Source organism: Brevibacillus laterosporus LMG 15441, assembly GCF_000219535.2.
GTDB classification, from domain to species: Bacteria; Bacillota; Bacilli; order Brevibacillales; family Brevibacillaceae; genus Brevibacillus_B; species Brevibacillus_B halotolerans.
The window spans coordinates 1,405,441-1,425,322 of sequence record NZ_CP007806.1 but is presented as its reverse complement, the minus strand read 5'-3'; the positions used below and the strand labels follow the sequence as shown (position 1 = coordinate 1,425,322).

Below are 19,882 nucleotides of genomic sequence, written 5' to 3'. Positions count from 1 at the left end.
ATGTCTTATATGTTACTGTGTTGCTTATTTAAATGTTTTAAAACGCTCATCTAGTGGTTTGAATTCTTTTTCGTTAGGAGCCATTGTTGGTTGACCAAATGGCATTTGAGCAATTAGTTTCCAATGAGCTGGAGTATTCCACTCTTTTCTCACGTCTTCATCAATTAATGGATTGTAATGTTGCAAGGTAGCTCCTAAGCCTTCCATTTCAAGAGCAGTCCAGATAACAAATTGATGCATACCAGAAGATTGTTGAGACCAAATAGGGAAGTTATCTTTATAAAGCGCAAAATCCTTTTGCAATTGCTCTACAACTTGTTGGTCTTCAAAGAAAAGCACTGTTCCGTAACCATTACGGAAAGATTTCATTTTTTCTTCAGTTGGAGCAAAGTTATTATCCCCTACTACCTTACGCAATGCTGCTTCTGTCAAATTCCACAATTTATCATGTTGTTCTCCTAATAGAAGAACAATGCGAGCTGTTTGGGAATTAAATGAAGATGGCGTATGCTTTAGGGCAAATTCGATGATTTCTTTGATTTTATCATCTGAGATGCTTACTTCTTTGCTGATACCATAAATAGAACGTCTTCCTTCAACTGCTGTATAGAAATCTTTTGCCATGGTAGATGCCTCCCTGTTGTTAGAAAAAATAATGCTACTCAAAACATTGCCCTAATGGCGTCAAGTTATACAGACGCAACAGTGAAACGTTTGTTTACAAATTGTGGATTTTCAAGCTCGTCTAGTACTGCAATCGCATAATCCTCCATGCTGATAGAGCTTTCACCTTTTGCATTTACCAATAAATTGTCTTCCCCTTTTTGATAACGCCCTGTGCGCTCACCTGGTTCAAACATGGCTGATGGGCTCAAGAAAGTCCATTGAGGTAGATTGGATTGCTTTAGAATCTCTAGATTTTTGCCTTGATTTGTCGCTGTAGCCAAATATTCTTTAGGGAATTCTGGTGTTTCAAATAGACGAACCGTTTTCGCTTCATCTACAAACAAGCTTCCCGCTCCTCCAACTACAAATAACTTTGTTTGTGGAGCATTTTTTAGCGCTTCAATCAAAACATTTCCTGCTTCCACATGTAAATGTTCTTCGCCTGGCTTTGCACCAAAGGAATTAACAACAACATCAAATTTATTTACATCCTGAGTAGTTAGGTCAAATATGTCTTTTTGTAGTACAGCTACCTTTTGGTTTTGATCAAGCTTGGATGCATCGCGTACAATAGCTGTCACTTCATGACCTCTTTGCAATGCCTCTTGCATGATCAATTTTCCTGCTCTTCCTGTTGCTCCAATAATAGCGATTTTCATCGTATAGGCCTCCTTATTTAGGAATCAAACATCAAACACGGTGCTCATTTGAATAAATCAGATCAGATCAAGTCATTGGACAACCGCTCTTCTTGTAACTATTTTAGTTACAACTAAACCTTTTGTCAAATGTTTTTTTTAGATTGCCCAAAATTAGTCGATTTGTGCATAGAACCTAACAAACTTTTCTCTTATGTTACGCTTTATATCTAGCAAAAAAGCGCGTAAACAAAGGAATCCCTCGTTCCTTGTTCACGCGCTTTCGTTTTCCTTATGCTTCTGTTTGCTGGTTCACTAGCTGTACAAACGCCTTACAAATCCCAAGCATTTGTTCGTCATGCATCCACATACGTTCAGGATGCCATTGGACTGCAATTGTGCGACCATCTTCGCTTTCAAAGCCTTCAATGACCCCATCAGGAGCCACAGCCGTCACACGGTAACCTGTAGGCAATGTTTTAACAGCCTGATGGTGAGAGCTATTGACTAAAACGGTTTCAGATCGTAAAGCCCTCTTTAAAAAGCCATCTGACACCTGAATGTAGTGAGAGCCGTACTGCTTTGAACCAATTTGCTGATGTTGCAACGCGTTTGGATATGCACTCTCGATATCCTGAATCAGGCTACCCCCGACTGTTACAGCTATCATTTGTGCCCCTCTGCATATTCCAAGCATTGGCTTACGTGCACGTAATATAGCACGGATTAGTCGGAGCTCGGCTTGATCACGTTCGTAGTCCACTTCACCAAGCCGTTGATGAGGAGCTTCTCCGTAGAGATGAGGGGCAGGATCAACGCCACCAGTCAAAAGCACAGCGTCCACAGCCCCCAGCATCTCAGCAATTGGATAGAATTCCTCGTGTATTAACGGCAAAAGAAGCGGTATTCCTCCGCTTCTGATAATGCCTTCCACGTAACAATGACTCGTGTAGAAAAAATGATCCACACGATTGTCTGAAACATACATTTTGGAACTAGCGATCCCGATAACCGGACGCAAGCCTCTCGCTCCCTTTCTACTCGCGACGGGCGTATTTATAATCGACGAAGCCTAGTGCGTCGATGACTACGCCTTTCACATCATCCTTTTGTAACCATTTATATGTGTAATAGTAGATCGGAGTGACTGGCATTTCATTCATGAGCATCGTATCAGCTTGTTTTAATAGCTCCCTACGTTTCTCCTGATTACCTTCCGCTGAAGACTTGGCTAAAAGCTCGGTATATGTTGGATTAGACCATCCAGATTTGTTGCTACCACCTTCTGCTTTAAATACCTCCAAAAAATTAATTGGATCATTAAAATCACCAATCCAACTAGCACGTGCAATTTGGAAGGAGCCTTCCTTCATCGCTTCACGCACTACTTTTAACTCCATGTTTTTCAGTTTCACTTCTACGTTCAAGGTTTTGCGCCATTGATCCTGTATAGCTTGCGCAAGCTTTGCATGTAACTCATCCGTATTATACAAAAGCTCGATTTCTGGTAATTTTGTCAGCTTCTCTTCTTTTAAGCCTTCTGCTAACAGTTGTTTCGCTTTCGGAATATTATTATCTGTAAAATAACCACTAGGGTTTAATGACATGGATGGAGGTAGGATTCCAAGTGCCGCTGTTCCCCCCGTTTGCACAATGTTATCAATCAGTGCCTGACGATTGATCGCATAGGCAAATGCTTGACGTATTTTTTTATTGTTGAATGGGGCTTTTTTGGTGTTAAATACATACCAGTACGTTCCCGCTGTCGCTTGAGTATGTAATTTATCTTTTAATGCACCAATCGCATCTGACGGAATATCTCCTAGGGGAGAACCAGACCAATCTAGCTCGTTGTTATCATACATGCTCAATTCTGTTGTAGAATCCTCAATCATGTTAAACTCTAACTTTTCCAATTTTACATTCGCTTTATCCCAATACGTAGGATTCTTCTCAAATGTAATCTTAGATTTATGCTGCCATTCTTTCATAATGAATGGGCCGTTTCCAACTAGTGTGGACGCATTATTTGCCCATTTCTCATTAGCCTCTACCACCTTTTGGTTCACTGGATAGTAGGTCACGGAGGACAGTAACTCCAGGAAGAAAGGAGTTGGATTTTCTAGCTGTACCTCCAGTGTTTTATCATCAAGCGCTTTTACACCTACTTGATCTAATGTTACCTCTTTGGCATTGGCCTTTTGACCATTCTTAATATAATAAAGCTGGTAGGCATACTCAGAGCCTGTTTTCGGATCTAAGACACGTTTCCAAGCATATTCAAAATCCTTTGCGGTAACCGCATCACCATTTGACCATGTAGAGTTGCGCAATTTGAATGTATAGGTTTTCAAATCGTCTGAAATCGTATAGCTCTCTGCTACTGATTCATGCAGCTTGCCATCCTCGCCCAAACGGAACAAACCATCAAAGGCGGAGCGGGCAACAGCCATGGAAATAGCGTCCTGTGCTAAACCTGGGTCAGCAGTTGGCGGTTCGGTTTTAATATTGAGGCGTAATTTCTGTTCCTTCGTTCCAGCATTTGCTGTCTTTTCAGGTTTAGAAGTTGAATCGGAACTGTTTGTACTAACTACACCACACCCCGCTAGCACGGAAGACAGAAGCAGGATAGTACAGAGGGAACGGATGGGAAATCGCTTCATCGGTTTACACTCCTCATTTTTCAAATAGCAAAAAATCATTTCGATCTTTCTTCACGAGGTTCTCAAGGAAAAGCACTTTACCATTAGAGTAAGAAATCGAATTTTTGCATAATCATTCATACCATCAACGGTATATTTTCTTGTCCTAATGCGCTTTTCGGCTCATGCCTTCAGTGAAAACTTTTTATTATTATAGTGGATTCGTTTATTCATGTATATACAAATGTAATCAAACGATGGTGATATTTTCATGATAAGACCACTTGGAGCACAGATGCTGGAAATGACGGAAAAGGCTGGTGGCCAATGAGGAATCTATATAGAGTATCTTTCTACGGGTGAATATTTTATGCATAAAGAAAACAATCTTTTCTATTCAGCTAGTCTTGAATCAATCAAAGACCATTTTACCTAGCTTACCAATAGTTTGTTTAGCGATGTACTTCTCTAATCCATGTTGTAAAAGAAATAATCTGATTTCAACACAAAAAGACGCCCGTAACAACACGAACGCCTTTTACTACTACCGTTTTTTCTACTTATGCTTAGGGCTTGCTATGGCTCCGCTATGAGTCTTTGCACTTCCTCTAGCAATTCCTCTACGCCTGGTCTGTCAAACTGAGGAACTGCCGATATAGGCATAGCGGATAACCTGTTCCTTGTCCAATAAATACGCGCTCGGAACAGCAATCCGAAAAGAATCCCATTTGATAGGAGTAAACACCTCATACGCTTTTATTACTTCACGAGTTGAATCTGAGAGCATGGGAAATGGCAGCTTGGTGCTATCGGCATACTGCATGAGATTTTGTAATTTTTGACCCGCAATAATAACAATAGGTACACCTAGCTTGTCAAAACGGGTACAGGCAGTCTGTAAGGCTTCCAACTGTTTACGACAATTCGGACACCAGGTTCCCCGAATAAATAAAAGAAGCAAAGGCTTACCCGCATATTGATCTAGCCTGATCGTTCCTTTGGTGGATTCCAGTGCAAAATCTGGAGCTTTATGCCCGATTGCTAAACCTTTTTTCCCCATATGATCTCCCCCCTCTACTCTCTTGAGCGGTTCGTCATTTGTTGCCACACTGTCCCGCTTGCTTCTTCTCCACCCTCGATTCGCTCAATAGCTAATTTAATTTGCAAGCTAATTTCAAACTCCCTATCCTCTTCAGCTTGGTGTAGAGCTGGCAAGGCTGATTCATCGCCTACTTCATATAGAAAACGAGCAGCACGCCAACGAACCAATTTATTGGAATCACGCAAAGCTTCGATCATCGCTGGGATCGCTTTAGGATTTCCTAAGTCAGATAAGGTGTCACCTGCTGTTCTTCTAACGGAAGGCGAAGCATCCCGTAAGGCTAGATACAACAAAGGAAGAACTTCTTCTGTCCCAATCATCCCCAAATAAACAACAGCCAAGCGACGTATAGACGCTTTCTCATCCTCCAATGCTTTTTTCATCAGTGAAAGGTCTTCTTCCGTTGGCTCCATTCGCTCTAATACAGCATAGCGTTTACGCCAATCAGGATCGGTAAACATTTCTATCGTCACCTTTAGCGGTGGTTGTGGTTTTGGCAGCTCCTGTTGTCCCCCTTGAGCTAATGCTACTTGCAGTAACGCTTGTAAACGCGCCTCGTCATAAGCAGCATCTAATTCCTGCGCTACTTCCTCACCGACTTCCTTTGCATTTCCATAACGTGCGCCTTGCTCAACCCACTGACGCTCTGTAATTAAGTTCGGGGAACTAACTCCAGCCTGCATGGCCATTTTTGCAAACCGTTCTGGAAGTCCCGTACGGGTTTCTTCTCCATTTGCAATAACCTTTACCTGCATAGGAATATCTCTAAACATTTGTACATATACTTGTAATTCGCCAAAGGCAGGTGCTTCTTCCTGATTATGAGCCCAATCATTGCTACTCATTTCTTCAGCACCCAATATCTCTTTCGCTTCCGCTAGTATTGGTTGCCAAGCTGCATTTGACAATCGTTCTAATGCAATAAAGTCTACAACCTGAAAAACCCCTTTCACTCCTTCAATACCTAACAGCTTTTGGATATACTGCGGGGCCTGTCCTTTTGTTTTTTGGGTAAAATTATGTTGAACACCATTCGGAAGCTGTTCATCTAACGTCAGCTTCATGGTATTAGGACTTGGTGTTGGTTCAATGGAGCGAATTTTCATTAGCTCAACTCCCCCTTTTTTTCATGATAAGTGATTGTCTCAAGTAAGCGATATCTCCAGCGTTACGCATGCTTTTCGCTAGTATAGCATAGGATAATCCAGCCAATAAAACTTCACTGACAGTTTGGAGCATCTTTCGTTGCTTTTGATTGTTCATTTATGTAAGACAAAAATGGGTCACTTTCTCACCCATTTTTACTGTTGTTATTCTCCTTATTGAACTAGCAATTCGTATGTTACCTCTGTCACATATGGGTCTGGCATATCAGGAAGCTTCATTTTACCACGTATCTGTAATTGATGAACTCCAATGCTTAATGGTTTTAGCATGAGCCAAAAACCATCGGTAGCTGCATTCGCCTTTTTACATGTACCAACAGGAACCTCTATGTCAAGAAGATTATCATAAGGTAGCTGAATGGGGAAAATTGGAGAAGAAACACGATACACTTCCGTTTTTATTGGATATCCATCCAAAATAACGTTTGCTTCTACAATATGGTCTGCTAGATATTTTGCACCACCGGATAAATCTAGGGGCATTCCTGTTATTTTCGGTAAAAGAAGGTCATTACTGACTGCACTACATACGGGGAAAAAGATCGGCTTTGTATGTGGAATCGTACATGTACGATTCGCTGGGCGTCCACTGTAACTTCCAGCCAAAAACCAAACGGGTCTTTCGTGTTGTTTCATTTGATACACTTCTGAGTAGTCGCCAGTTAGGTCCAATAATGGATGAATAGCCTTTGGAATGGAAAAAGCCCATTGCCACCATTCTATCGCCCAATCACTATAACTTTTATAAGACGGTTGCGAAGTCGGAGGAAAGACCCGCGGGTCAACAATAAGTTCGTGACTCATTGATTTCACCTCCTACCTTATCTTATTTCAATGTACATGAAGCGAAACGGCAGATGGTGAGGTTCGATTGTCTTTTTTGCCTTTTTAAAAAAAACAGGGCGTAAATGGTATCTTTTTTCTTTTTTTGGAATAGAATAGTTCGTGCTGTTTTTAGTATCACACTAGCTATCTCCCTTTTACCAATCATGATATTTTTTCTAAATGTTCAAAAATAATTAACAATTACCTCCTATCTTTTTCCTTATTTTGGATCATAATAGGAAGTAGAAAGCCTCTTGTATTACCAAACTTTTTGAAACTTATTTGTTTCTGCATCGTATAAACAAGTAAGAATATAAATAGGAGTTGAAAGAGTGATGAGGACGTACACATTTTTGTTCGAAACAAAAACGAACAGATGGGAAGAACGTGTAGAAGCGAACAGCATGTTGGACGCCGCTCGCAAAGCAAAGGTATTGGCTATTGAAAAATCAAAAGCCCTAGCGACCAAAATTATGTTCTCCTTTTACCACGTTCGAGCAGTATAAGAAGCTATCTTCTTTGCAATAGATATGGCAGGTGATCCACAACATGTTATCAGCAGCATATGTCCAATGAAACGCTCCCTTTTATTTAGCAAGGGAGCGTTTTGCTATATACAAAGCTGGTATTATCCTCAATTTTTCTATTTCGCCTTCAGATGATAGCAGATCCAATCAGACGCTACATTCTTGATCCGTGTCAGGAAACATATACCAAGGTAAAGGGTACTGATCAAAAACTTTAGCTATGCCTTTTTCTTGTCTTTATGCTCATCATGCTATGTAGATGGGCGAGTATTTGTTTTAGGAGGCATTTCTGATATCGTAAGTAGCTTTTTACCCTCCTTTCTTCAAATCTAAGCGCTCTAGTAATTCTAGTAGGAACGGTCGTCATCATCTATTTGTTATCTTATCTTCCTATCGACAGATCAAGCTTTGATGCCTCCCACTAACATGACAGACGCCTATCTTATAAAACACAAAAAAACCGATGAATTATCTTCATCGGCTCAGACTGTGGACAAACTCTTCTTATGCTACTGATATAAGGAGAGTTTGTTTTATTTTTTGTTGGTAAAAAGTCAGTAATTGAAGAAGCTTACGCTTCTCCTTTTCAGGATTCCAGAGCCAAGTAGCGAGCTTTTTTAAATTCATAGAAGCAAAAACAAGCATCACCTGCATGGTCACTTTTTTAATCCCTCGTAAAGTGGTCCATCTCAAGCCATGCTTTTCCTTTAAATCTGCAAATACTCGTTCAATCGTTTCTTTTCTTCTTGAATAGATTTCTTTATTTTTTGGCGTATGTCTAAGATGATCAGCTTCTTCTATGTATTCCGTCCATATATGACGACTAATTTTTTTCACTGAATCCTTGCTATTTGTACATTGGTTCCGAAAGGAACAATCTTTGCAGATTGATGGATTCGATCTGTACATTCGATACCCCTCACGGGTTGTTGTCTCATAAGATAATATTTCATTTGCAGGACAAATATAGCAATCATAATATTCATCATAAGTATATTCGTATCTCTTAAAGAATCCATCCTTTGTACGTGGTCGCGTATACGGCATTACAGGACGTATACCAGACGTAATGAGGGTTTTAGCAATATAAGGAGTTTTATAGCCTGCATCTACTGCTACTGCATACGGTTTTCCTACTTGATGAATAGCTTGACTTAAAACATCTTGGAACATTTGGCTGTCGTGAACATTAGCAGCTGTTACTTTTGCACTTAAGATGAATCCGTTCTTATCGCTTGCGGCATGGAAAGAATATGCAAATAATCTTTCTTTTTCATCCTTAATAAACCAACCACTATCAGGATCAGTAGTGCTCAACTTCACTTCCTTTTTTATATACTCAGACTTTTTTGGCAAGGGCTTCTTTCCGTGATCGATCCTATCCTGATTTAATTCGTCTGTTAAATAAGATAGATATTTTTTAGGCTCTTGTTCAACTATAGTCTTTATGTATTTCTTCTTATTAGCATTAGCCTTTACATGAGTAGAATCAATAAACATAACAGAAGGATCAACAAATCGATGCTTAAGAGCTTGTCCAAGAATATGTGCGAAAATGGTTTCAAAGAGGTCTGTATCTTGAAAACGACGAGCATAATTTTTACCGAAGGTAGAGAAATGAGGAATTGGTTGAGTGAAGTCATAACCGATAAACCACCGATAAGCTACATTCGTTTCCAGTTCTTTGATTGTCTGACGCATAGATTTTATTCCAAATAAATATTGAATAAATACGATCTTGATTAATACAACAGGGTCGACACTCGGTCTCCCATTATCTTGCGAGTATTTGTCTTTTACAAGGTCGTATATAAAAGTAAAATCAATTGCTTTCTCAATTTTACGAACTAAATGATTAGAAGGGACAAGCTCATCTAATGAAACAACAGACAGTTGGTAACGGGCTTCTGCATCTTGTCTTTTTAACAAGAAACTCACTCCTTTCCACTATATTCATACATTCAACAAAAAAGCGTGCAGACCTTCATACCTTTCGGTATTTTGTCTACACGCTGAACCGATGAATTATCTTCATCGGCTTTTCTATAAAGTATGGCGGAGGGAGAGGGATTCGAACCCCCGTGACGTTGCCGCCTAACGGTTTTCAAGACCGCCCCGTTATGACCACTTCGGTATCCCTCCGTGTAGTAAATGTTGGTAACAACCTCTCAACAAAATCTATTATAACTGATGTAAATTTATTTAGCAAGAGTGAAATAAAATTTTTTTATATTTTTTTGAAGTACTAAAAAAATCACTTACACATGTAAGAACCTTTCTCTTTGAGTCAATATCCATTATATGGTACCATCTACATTATATTATCATCCAAGATGCAGACACCATGGAGGCAATCGCCTGCTCATCTATAACTAGACCACAGCAGATCCTATATGCTTGGGAAGGAGACAGGATTAAATGAATACGCAGCCATATAAGTCGAATCGTATCCATGCACATCAGTCAAAAATCCGGACAATCCTTACCGTTGTCGGAATTATTTTAATTGCCGCCAATCTCCGTGCTGCCATAACAGCAGTTGGACCTCTGATTGGTGATATTCTTCATACAACAGGTCTATCTGGCACTACTGCTGGAATGTTAACTACCCTGCCTTTAATTGCTTTTGCAATCCTATCTCCCATTACCCCAAAACTAGCCCGTCAATTTGGTATGGAAAAAACTTTATTTATTGGGCTACTTGTACTTAGCCTAGGTATTCTCTTACGCTACTTTCCTTCAACTATTTTTCTATTTGTTGGTACCGCTTTGATTGGGTCAGCAATCGCAGTCGGAAACGTCTTGTTACCTAGCCTAATCAAACGTGATTTTGCCCATAACATTGGAATTATGACGGGCGCTTATTCTCTATCAATGGGGATCTTTGCCGCACTAGCATCTGGACTTAGTGTACCGATTGCACACGGATTACAGGTTGGGTGGAGAGGCTCGCTATTCAGTGTGGTCTTTCTGAGCATTGTGGCTACATTGATATGGATTCCTCAGCTTCACTCTCTACATATTCCGCAAAAGTCATCAATAGATAAGGTGTCTGGAAAAAGCATTTGGCGTTGTCCTCTTGCTTGGCAGGTCACACTCTTTATGGGCTTGCAGTCATTAGCTTTTTACGTAAGTATTTCATGGTTACCGGCTATCTTAATCGATCGTGGCTATAGTGCCGAATCAGCAGGATGGATTTTGTCTCTCATGCAATTTGTCAGTTTACCAGTTAGTTTTATTGTTCCAATGATAGCTGGTCGCAGTAGGAATCAGAGTGGACTAGCCGCTCTCGTTTCGCTGCTTGGCATGATTGGCTTTACAGGGCTTCTTTTAGGTAATGACGCTTTGTTGTTTCTATGGATTATGTTTATTGGATTAGGGCAGGGTGGAAGTATCAGTCTGGCTCTCACTATGTTTGCCCTGCGCGCTCCCAACGTTATGGTATCAGCAGAGTTATCTGGTATGGCCCAGTCAATAGGGTATACACTAGCAGCTTGTGGTCCTATTTTGTTTGGATTTTTACACGATGTCACGAATGATTGGAATCCTTCTCTGCTTGGGATTATTGTGGTTATTTTCCTACAGCTACTCGTGGGTCTAGGTGCAGGTAAAGATGCTTATGTAACACAGCTAGATACATCGGAAAAAACTAGTCATTCCTCATAAATAGAGTCTGAAATAGGGTAAGCTCCCATAAGCTTACCCTATTTCTTGTTCATATTACGAATCTAAATCAATCCTGGTAGGGAGTTTTTCGATCTTTTCTTTGTTCAAGCTATCCTTAGAATCATACACAAGGATTTGTTACCCTTTCACTTCTTACGCATAAAATGTATAACGCTAAAGGAAGGGGGTGATGTCTTTTGTCTTATCACATCCATGTTTCCATATCTAAGCGAAAATTATATTTATTCAATGGAAACAAGCTCGTTCGATCATACCCAGTAGCTTTAGGTAAAATCGCTACATCAACACCGTACGGGAATTTTACCATTATTAGCAAAGTCCCTTATCCATATTCTTACCCAGGCGGTCCCTTAAGTGCGTTTGGTACATATTGGATGGGTCTGAGCAAACCTCACTACGGAATCCACGGTACCAACAATCCAGCCTCCATCGGAAAATATGTATCACACGGCTGTATTCGTATGTATAATCGTGACGTAGAGACCCTTGCCAAACTAGTGCCAATCGGAACACCTGTTTATATACGTAGAGAGTGATCATAAAATCATTGAGTCGTTCAGAATCTCTTCTTTCTCAACATACGATTCTGTTATCGAATGTTTTTTTCTTTGCGGATATTTTGCTCTCTTTCCATAAATGTGTACGTTTTCCTTCGATATGAACATGCTCCGTGAACCTTGTCCCACAACTTAGTCAGACAATTCGGACATCTGTATCTTTGGCGTTTTACCTCTATTTTTCTTGGCTCTCCGTCTACAAGATCGTCGAATACCTGAATGCGGCTTTCGGTTTTGTGAAGCTTTTGGTTCTTACAAACTGGGCATCTTTTAGGAGGTTCGGTGTAGACATTCATTAGTAACCACACTCCTCATCGAAGTATTTAATTGAAAGAAGTTATATCTTATTTTATTTTAATCTACTACCAAAAGTAAACCTAATTGTAATTTCTTTTGTTACATGGAAGATCTTCTTACTATCAGGAGACTAGTCGATTCCTGTATAGCTATCATCTTAACGTTATATTTATAAAAATGAAAAAGCACCTGTAAGAGGTGCCTTTACAACCGCTAGTATCATTTACGTATTTTATAGATCAGGCTTCAATAATAATTCCGTTTAATTTTAGGTTCACCGGATTAGCAATTGTGTCTCCAACTGGACAAGTTCGCTCTAAAAATTCTACAAATGATTCTACTCGTTCTTTTGGAGCATCAGTTTTGACATGAAAGGTGTATCTGATCTCAGAATATCCACGACGAACATCAGATTTATTCATGAAACCATCTGTATCGAGATCACCTTCTACCTCTACCCAAAAATCATCAAGATGAATGTCAAATTTTTTGGCATATACTCTAGCAACGATAGATTGGCAGGCACCTAATGCGGAAAGCACCACTTCTACAGGATTCATTCCAGTATCAGTCCCACCTAAGCTTTTTGGTTCATCAATCGTCAACTCAAAATTTCTGGAGCGGGCTTTAACGACCATTCCATCTTGCAAATGTGAAGTTGCTTTGAATGTTTGAACAGGCATTCTGAACACTTCCTTATCATTGAATAAATGACTGAATAATCAAATTATATCACTTTTTCTCTGATCATCCTAATGTAAATTTAATGGCCTTTAACACCTTTATCTACACATCACAATTACAAGATTTCCAGACTGACCAAGACTAGCATACATGTAATATTTTGGATTCCTCTCGAACGAGATTTCATTCGTTCATCATGAACCATACTTATTTGTCTATTTTTCTAATAATGTAATAAAAACATTAGGTGCAACTTCAATGTCTTGCACTGCTATAAATCCAAACATCGAATAGAGCTTTTTCGCCGGAATATTCTTTGCACCAGTACTAACTGTTGTTTTCTTTCCTTTGGCCACATTCTCTATTACATAACCCACCAAGCTTCTGGCTATGCCTTTTCGAAAATGGTTGGGATGAACCACTAATCGACAGATTTCCAAATGATTTTGATCCACTGTATAAGAAATAACCCCTGCTAATTCTTCCTCTAACAGATAGCCTAAAAAATTTTCATTGCATGTACGAATGGTTTCAACTGTGTCTTTTAACTGAGGAATTCCGTAAAAATGAATGATCTCTGCCTCTATTTTATATGCAGGAATTTGTACGTTAAGAATTTTTTTAGCTATTTCTTCGTCGCTTACATGAAGATTCGTAATCATATGCCACATCCCTTATGTTCTTTTCCTTAAACGTTAAGTAAACCATCAATAAAAAAAGTTTCAATACTTGAACTTTTCTATGTATTGGTTCTAAGCATGTAAATAACAAAGGTACGGATCAATGGTGAAATTTTTGGGGGAGTGTTCGATTGACGTTTCTCTTGTACTCCCCCACGATCAAATCATCTCCCGCCCTGCGTCTGTTTCGTTCGATAAAACTCGTGAAACAGCTTCATCAATGCTCTTTTTTCAATACGAGATACATATGAGCGAGAAATCCCCAATTCACGCGCTATTTCCCGCTGTGTTTTTTCCTTGTCTTGATCTAGGCCAAAACGACCGATGATGACCTCTTTCTCACGTTCATCTAAAATATGAATATGCTGATAAATCTTATTGCTTTCCAGCTTTAGCTGGACCGCATCTACTACCTCATCTGTTTCTGTGCCCAGAACATCTATCAAGGTAATTTCATTCACCCCTTGAGGTTATCTATATGATCAGCCCCTCTTTGTAATAAGCAGAGCATCGCGTGACATGTTTACTTTTATCGAATTTCCTTATTCATTCGATTTTTATTTTCGGGTAGCTGTACACATTTTCAAATTTGTATTTTTATCTAGTGGTACTAGCCCTTTCTTAAATAGGAGAGTCAACATATAATGCTTCAGTACCAATAAACCTTATGATGGAAGTGGTGATTTATTTGCCCTTTAGTAACATAGTTGAAAATGGTAATTTTGAATCAGGAACTCTGTTGCCATGGAGTTTTACAAATGCGGCGATTACAGATTTACAGAGTCACAGTGGTTTTTTTAGTGCATTATTATTTGGAGGTACAGCTAATAGCTTATTGTTTCAAACAGTACCTGTAACACCTGGAGATAGTTTTGAATTGTTTTTATCTATTGCAAAATCAGGGAATTTAATAAGCCCGCAGGTAAATATTGTACTTATTTATTTAGATGCAGCAAACATTCCTGTTGGTATTGGACTTAATCTGACAATTCCCGTAGGCCACCTTCCAGATAATACAGCTAATATATGGACTACAATATATGAAACAACCGCTGTTGTACCAGCTACAGCTATTGAAGCATTACTTATTATTAGTAAGGTTCCTGCACTATCTACAGCAGATGTGATTCTTGATGACATCGAATTGTTACAGACTAGTGGGGGGATTACTGGGGCTACCGGACCGACTGGCGATACCGGGCCGACTGGCGATACTGGACCGACTGGCGATACTGGATCAACTGGGGCTACCGGGCCGACTGGGGCTACCGGGCCGACTGGGGCTATCGGGCCGACTGGGGCTATCGGGCCGACCGGCTCTACTGGACCGACTGGGGCTACTGGACCAACTGGGGCTACTGGACCAACTGGCTCTACTGGACCGACTGGGGCTACTGGAAGCTTTTCAAATTTCCAAGTTTCAGAGAATAATCCCAATACTAGTGGTAGCTCATCCATTGCATTAACTAGCACCCCAACCACATTAAAAACAATCACTATCACAGGAAGTTCCGCATTAAATCGCATCTGGCTAAATGGAGCAATAGGTTGGCAAAACGGAGCTAGTAATCCAATCATCCAATTTCGAATAATGCGTGGTACAACAGTCATCTATAGCACTGATGATCAAAGAACAGGAGCAAATTCGTTGGGTACCACAAGTATAAGTCATGTTGATTTAACCCCTGGAACCGGTAATGTTACGTACTCGATTACCGCCCATATTGTTGGTGGCGGTTCGGCAACAGTAATCGGGGGGATCACCTTTACGGGAGCTTTATTATAGTCATAAGCATTTTCAAGCAGCCACTCAATCCTGAGCGGCTGTTTTATTCCTTTTTATTCTCCATAAAAATGTAAGGTCTATATACCACTCAGGTTTAATGAAAATCTGATTTATTCATCCTAGAGTAATTTCACGCTATATTCTATACAAGTATGTAAGCTTTTACTTATATTGAGGATATCTTCACACAGCTTTACTATCAGGCTCATACGAGCAAAAATCGCCGGTTTTACTACATCACATGTAGAACCGGCCTTCCTTATAAAGGATGCTAAAAAGGATAATTTTCAATGAGATAGGCTTATTTTACAGAGATTGATTGACGGATAATAAGGTTTGTGCAGATGGAGCTATTAGTAAAAGAATAAAGAGTTAATAGAATTATCCATAAAGATTAAACCAAATGTACTGAATGTATTTTTATACCACAATAAGGGGTGTCTAAAGGAATAATCCAACAAACAACAAACAGGAGTTTCTTAAATTGAATACTTGAAGAAAACCTCCTGTTGCTTACCTTACAATTGGCACTATCCTAACCCAAAAACGAATAATTTTCTTACCTTATACATCAGCACCCATTTCCGAATGCTCAATAATTTTGAATGATTTTCTATTTATACATGGCAATCTAATTTAGAATTTTCCTGATATCCCTTACCATCCATAAATTTGACTAATTTGTTAAATATTTGAATATATAAAGGTTTTGCGACACAGGAATAGAACCCCTACTATGTACGGATAAAATTTAAGGAGGATATTTGATTATGAAAATTTCAAAAAACAAATTAGTAACGGTAGTAACCACTCTTGCATTAGGCTTTGGATTCACAATGGGGGTAACACCTGCTTTTGCGGATTCAAATCAATCCTCTTTACAGCATTCCTCTATTTCTGCTGTTGAGCAAGAGGAACAACAACCGTTCACTGGCTACGTTATTTCGATTGATGACATATACATGGTTGTAGCCAATACTTCTACAAAAGAAGAAGCACTTTCTTATCAAGATAATTGGTGGGAATTAGCTTCTCAAAACAAAATTTTAAGAGTCCCTGTATCTGCTGGTGACCATTATGTTCTGGGTGAAAAGTTGAATGTATTTGCTAAAGCGTGGACTTTGTCAATTCCTCCAATCGCAATTGCACCTACGATTGAAAGAGTAGCCGATTAATACCATACTGTTGTCTTGTCATTTTTGTATGTTAGAAAAAAATCCGACCTAAAATTTTCTGGTACGATGTACTATTAGCAAGTCAAAATCCCCTAACAGCAACCAGCAAGGGAGTAAGTCATGAGCTCACTCCCTTGCTGATGGGTATATAAATCTATGTAATTTCGAATAGCCTATTTATCATGTATTAGGTATTCGTCTATCTAAGAAGTATGTACCCTTTGATAGAAAAAGTAATAAGCATCCACCTTGGGTGCTTATTTTTCATTCTTATTTCTTTTTCAATCTTTCCTCGTTTACTAACGTTACCCCTACTGGTAATTCAAATATAAAATCTTTTTCACTAAATGTAGGCTTAAAATTAACTTTAGTTACTGTATACTCATGGGTTTGTCTGTTATTATTCCAGTTTCCAGTAGACTTTAATTGAAAGCCCGTTTCTTTATCAATCCACCAGTCTTGATAGGATACATTGGATTTCCCGTTTCTTACTATTTCCGTTTTTAAAGAAATATGATACACCGGTCGATTAAGTAATGACTCTTCTACAACCTGAACGGTCTTTTTCGTATCAGGAGAAGTATACTTTTTATTAATAATTCGGAAGTCCAAATCTTTTTTTACTTTATTGATTACATTATTTTCAGTATTTAGTCCCTTTTGATAAAGGCTCGCTTCCTTATCCCCTGTTATATACTTTGTTGTCTCGCCTGCTTTGCTGACAGAATACTTTATCTGTCTATTCTCTCTTATTTCGATGCGCTCTTCGCCCTTTATTGTATTATCCCAATGTTTTGTGTATCTGGTAAATTTCTCTGTCTTCCCGTTTTGACGCTCATGAGTAATGTCTGTTGCTTCAAAGTAAACAGACATTGGCTTCTTTTGATTTATTTCTGCGATCACCTGATCAATATGTAAGGTTTGTTTTTCCTTACTGGCCTTATTATTCACGGCTTCTGCTAATACTGGACAATATGGGGCTGTGGTTGATAGCATGACAGCCATCATACATACTGCTGCTAATGCTTGCTTCTTTTTCATCGAAAATGCCATCCTCTCTTTTTTCATTTTTCTGTCTATTCATTTGATCCAGCACCAGAGATTTTGTGACAACAATTCTTTTAGAATAGCAACACATATTTGTTCCTGATGAAAGTGGTGACATAATGAAAAAGTTTGTGACTATTGCATTTGCTGCATTTTTAGTGTTCTCTATTTCTACTAGTTCATATGCAGCAGCTAAACCTATGTGTGGATACCCCCAAGGTTGTGAATTAATATTTTAATGATCCTCAGACCTTTCATTAGAGAGGTCTTTTATTTTAGCGAGTGAAACGAAGCTGTACGCTTGGCAATCTCCAAACATACCTCCAGCTTAAGAAACATATTTTAGATTATATAAAAGAGAAAGGACGATATGAAATAACAATAGGAAATATCCACCTTTTACGATCAGTTCTACATCTGACGGATTAATCAATACTGTGTGTGTAAAGGAAGGAAATTTTTATAAGCTTGTACATCACGCCCAGATTGGGCGATCATACCGAAGCATCTTTGGCATAAAGGGATTTGATAATGGCCCAGCCAGCGTTGTGATAATCACGGAGAACCTTTTGCTTTTCCTCCTCTGTCATAGGGGGAGGAGCTACGATATTCACAATGGTTTGACCATCTTGAATGGACATATCGTACTTCATGTAATGATCCCTCCTCACTTTATCTATATGAGGTGATGGCAATGGGACAATCCTGATTTTGTTGCTACATTCGAACACATCAATATAGGATTTTTTACAAATTATTTCTACTCATTTTGCTTAAGTCAATGGATTTCATTTATCATAAGCATGATCTTGCTTTTTGGGAGGTATCGTATGAAACGCATCGCTATTTATTTACGCAAATCCCGAGCAGACCTCGAAGCAGAATCCCGTGGTGAAGGGGAAACCCTTGCAAAACATAAAAAAGCCTTGCTGAAGGTGGCAAAGCAATTACAACTAAATATCGTCAGAATTCGTGAGGAAATCGTCTCTGGAGAAAGTCTCCTCTATCGCCCAGAAATGCAAGAGCTTTTAAAAGAAGTTCAAGCACATGAATATGATGCTGTACTGGTAATGGATATGGATCGCCTAGGACGGGGTAATATGCAGGAGCAAGGCCTGATTCTTGAAACATTCCGCCAATCTAAAACCAAAATCATTACCCCCCGAAAAATCTATGACCTAGAGGATGAGTGGGACGAAGAATACAGCGAATTCGAAGCATTTATGGCTCGTAAAGAGCTAAAAATCATTAATCGTCGGCTACAGGGCGGACGCATTCGTTCCATTGAAGATGGCAATTACATAGGCACTCGCCCACCATATGGATATTTAATTGAAAAGAAGGGAAAAGAACGATACCTCATTCCCCATCCCGAACAAGCACCTGTTGTGAAAATGATCTTCGAATGGTATGCACATGATGACTACCAAAAACGACTTGGAACAAGTCATATCGCTAATCAACTAAACAAGCTTGGGTATAGAACTTATACAGAAAAAACATGGACCGCCCCATCCGTCCTAGTCATATTAAAAAACGCTGTCTACATCGGGCGTGTACAGTGGAAAAAAACAAGCTACAAGAAATCCACAGATGTAACAAAAAAGAGCGAAAAAAAACTTCGACCTCCTGAAAAGTGGATTGATGCAAAGGGAAAGCATGCACCTTTAGTTTCGGAAGCGTTATTTTATAAAGCGCAAGAAATCTTACAGAAGAAATACCATGTTCCTTATCAATTGGTAAATGGCATTACGAACCCATTCGCTGGTGTTATCAAATGTGATCTATGCGGATCATCTATGGTTTACCGCCCATATGGTAATAATGCACCACATTTGAAATGCTATAACCAGCGTTGCAAAAATAAAAGTAGCCGCTTTGATTATGTAGAAAACGCCATCATAAAAAATTTGAAGAAATGGTTAAATCAATATAAAGCCAATTGGGATGCATATAAAGAGCCTGAATCAAGTACCAGCTCTATCAAACTGAAGGAATTTGCTGTAAAAAGTCTCACACGTGAAAGAAAGGAATTAGAAAATCAAAAGTCTAAATTATATGACCTTTTGGAACGCGGAATTTATGACGAAAAAACATATGTAGACAGATCACACCGCATAACATCACGCATGGACGCTACAAAAGCAGCTATTATCCAAACACAAGAAGAATTGCGTCTAGAACTACAAAAAGAAAAAGCGCAGCATGACATGATTCCTAGGGTTGAAACAGTAATAGATTTATATGAAAAAACAGATGACCCTGCTAAAAAGAATCATCTGATAAAATCAGTCCTCGATAAAGTGATCTATCGAAAGGAAAAGCATCAACGAAACGACCAGTTTGAGATAACCCTGTATCCTAAATTACCTCAATAAAAAATTGACACTCAGATGGATAACA

Annotated in this window: 18 protein-coding genes, 1 tRNA gene and 1 pseudogene; 6 read left to right on the top strand and 14 right to left on the bottom strand. The window is 39.1% G+C overall.

Translation table 11 applies throughout. From position 1 onward, the window contains the following. Nucleotides 1-24: 24 nt before the first annotated feature. The 7 genes from BRLA_RS06595 to BRLA_RS06565 all read right to left on the bottom strand — a co-directional run bounded on the left by BRLA_RS06595 (nt 25) and on the right by BRLA_RS06565 (nt 7,018). Nucleotides 25-624, bottom strand: a complete 600-nt coding sequence (locus BRLA_RS06595; RefSeq protein ID WP_003338276.1) for a nitroreductase family protein — start codon at nt 622-624, stop codon at nt 25-27. Nucleotides 625-689: 65 nt separating this feature from the next. After that, on the bottom strand, nt 690-1,325 hold the full coding sequence (locus BRLA_RS06590) for an NAD(P)-dependent oxidoreductase (protein WP_003338277.1): 636 nt from the start codon (nt 1,323-1,325) through the stop codon (nt 690-692). A 271-nt stretch (nt 1,326-1,596) separates the two neighbouring features. Further along, on the bottom strand, nt 1,597-2,325 hold the full coding sequence (locus BRLA_RS06585) for a gamma-glutamyl-gamma-aminobutyrate hydrolase family protein (RefSeq protein WP_003338278.1): 729 nt from the start codon (nt 2,323-2,325) through the stop codon (nt 1,597-1,599). Between the two features lie 16 nt (nt 2,326-2,341). Next, entirely contained in the window at nt 2,342-3,967 is a 1,626-nt protein-coding gene (locus tag BRLA_RS06580; RefSeq protein WP_003338279.1) for a peptide ABC transporter substrate-binding protein, read from the bottom strand. Nucleotides 3,968-4,580: 613 nt separating this feature from the next. After that, nucleotides 4,581-5,006, bottom strand: coding sequence for a peroxiredoxin family protein (locus BRLA_RS06575; RefSeq protein ID WP_119912780.1), 426 nt, complete (start codon nt 5,004-5,006; stop codon nt 4,581-4,583). Between the two features lie 14 nt (nt 5,007-5,020). Beyond that, nucleotides 5,021-6,154: a conserved virulence factor C family protein gene (locus tag BRLA_RS06570; RefSeq protein WP_003338281.1), complete on the bottom strand. Its 1,134-nt coding sequence runs from the start codon at nt 6,152-6,154 to the stop codon at nt 5,021-5,023. Nucleotides 6,155-6,367: 213 nt separating this feature from the next. After that, entirely contained in the window at nt 6,368-7,018 is a 651-nt protein-coding gene (locus tag BRLA_RS06565; protein ID WP_003338283.1) for a hypothetical protein, read from the bottom strand. Between the two features lie 356 nt (nt 7,019-7,374). Between BRLA_RS06565 and BRLA_RS24200 the strand changes: the two genes are divergently transcribed. Further along, nucleotides 7,375-7,545, top strand: coding sequence for a hypothetical protein (locus tag BRLA_RS24200; RefSeq protein WP_003343153.1), 171 nt, complete (start codon nt 7,375-7,377; stop codon nt 7,543-7,545). 525 nt (nt 7,546-8,070) lie between these two features. Here the strand turns inward: BRLA_RS24200 and BRLA_RS06560 are convergent. Both BRLA_RS06560 and BRLA_RS06555 read right to left on the bottom strand, forming a co-directional pair. Beyond that, nucleotides 8,071-9,495, bottom strand: a complete 1,425-nt coding sequence (locus BRLA_RS06560; RefSeq protein ID WP_003336034.1) for an IS1182 family transposase — start codon at nt 9,493-9,495, stop codon at nt 8,071-8,073. Between the two features lie 124 nt (nt 9,496-9,619). Next, nucleotides 9,620-9,708, bottom strand: a tRNA-Ser gene (locus tag BRLA_RS06555). A 276-nt stretch (nt 9,709-9,984) separates the two neighbouring features. Here BRLA_RS06555 and BRLA_RS06550 point away from each other — a divergent pair. Together BRLA_RS06550 and BRLA_RS06545 are read left to right on the top strand one after the other, a co-directional pair. After that, nucleotides 9,985-11,232: a CynX/NimT family MFS transporter gene (locus BRLA_RS06550; protein ID WP_003338285.1), complete on the top strand. Its 1,248-nt coding sequence runs from the start codon at nt 9,985-9,987 to the stop codon at nt 11,230-11,232. Nucleotides 11,233-11,429: 197 nt separating this feature from the next. Beyond that, on the top strand, nt 11,430-11,789 hold the full coding sequence (locus BRLA_RS06545) for a L,D-transpeptidase (protein WP_003338287.1): 360 nt from the start codon (nt 11,430-11,432) through the stop codon (nt 11,787-11,789). A gap of 557 nt (nt 11,790-12,346) precedes the next feature. Here the strand turns inward: BRLA_RS06545 and BRLA_RS06535 are convergent. The 3 genes and pseudogenes from BRLA_RS06535 to BRLA_RS06525 form a co-directional block, all read right to left on the bottom strand. Beyond that, a complete protein-coding gene (locus BRLA_RS06535) occupies nt 12,347-12,790 on the bottom strand; it encodes an OsmC family protein (protein WP_003338288.1) in 444 nt (147 codons plus the stop codon). A 216-nt stretch (nt 12,791-13,006) separates the two neighbouring features. After that, nucleotides 13,007-13,453, bottom strand: a complete 447-nt coding sequence (locus BRLA_RS06530) for a GNAT family N-acetyltransferase (RefSeq protein WP_003338289.1) — start codon at nt 13,451-13,453, stop codon at nt 13,007-13,009. Nucleotides 13,454-13,635: 182 nt separating this feature from the next. Beyond that, nucleotides 13,636-13,929, bottom strand: a pseudogene (locus BRLA_RS06525) (sigma-70 family RNA polymerase sigma factor); the annotation flags it as partial. Nucleotides 13,930-14,159: 230 nt separating this feature from the next. On the opposite strand from BRLA_RS06525, the gene BRLA_RS06520 reads away from it, so the two are divergent. Continuing rightward, entirely contained in the window at nt 14,160-15,257 is a 1,098-nt protein-coding gene (locus BRLA_RS06520) for an NTTRR-F1 domain (RefSeq protein ID WP_003338291.1), read from the top strand. A gap of 770 nt (nt 15,258-16,027) precedes the next feature. Continuing rightward, entirely contained in the window at nt 16,028-16,432 is a 405-nt protein-coding gene (locus BRLA_RS06515; RefSeq protein ID WP_003338292.1) for a DUF3221 domain-containing protein, read from the top strand. A 270-nt stretch (nt 16,433-16,702) separates the two neighbouring features. Here the strand turns inward: BRLA_RS06515 and BRLA_RS24535 are convergent, their stop codons facing one another. Both BRLA_RS24535 and BRLA_RS24195 read right to left on the bottom strand, forming a co-directional pair. Next, nucleotides 16,703-17,473, bottom strand: coding sequence for a LolA family protein (locus tag BRLA_RS24535; RefSeq protein WP_003338293.1), 771 nt, complete (start codon nt 17,471-17,473; stop codon nt 16,703-16,705). Between the two features lie 500 nt (nt 17,474-17,973). Continuing rightward, entirely contained in the window at nt 17,974-18,132 is a 159-nt protein-coding gene (locus BRLA_RS24195; RefSeq protein WP_003338294.1) for a hypothetical protein, read from the bottom strand. A 177-nt stretch (nt 18,133-18,309) separates the two neighbouring features. Here BRLA_RS24195 and BRLA_RS06505 point away from each other — a divergent pair, with 177 nt between their 5' ends. After that, nucleotides 18,310-19,857: a recombinase family protein gene (locus BRLA_RS06505; RefSeq protein WP_003338296.1), complete on the top strand. Its 1,548-nt coding sequence runs from the start codon at nt 18,310-18,312 to the stop codon at nt 19,855-19,857. Nucleotides 19,858-19,882 lie beyond the last annotated feature (25 nt).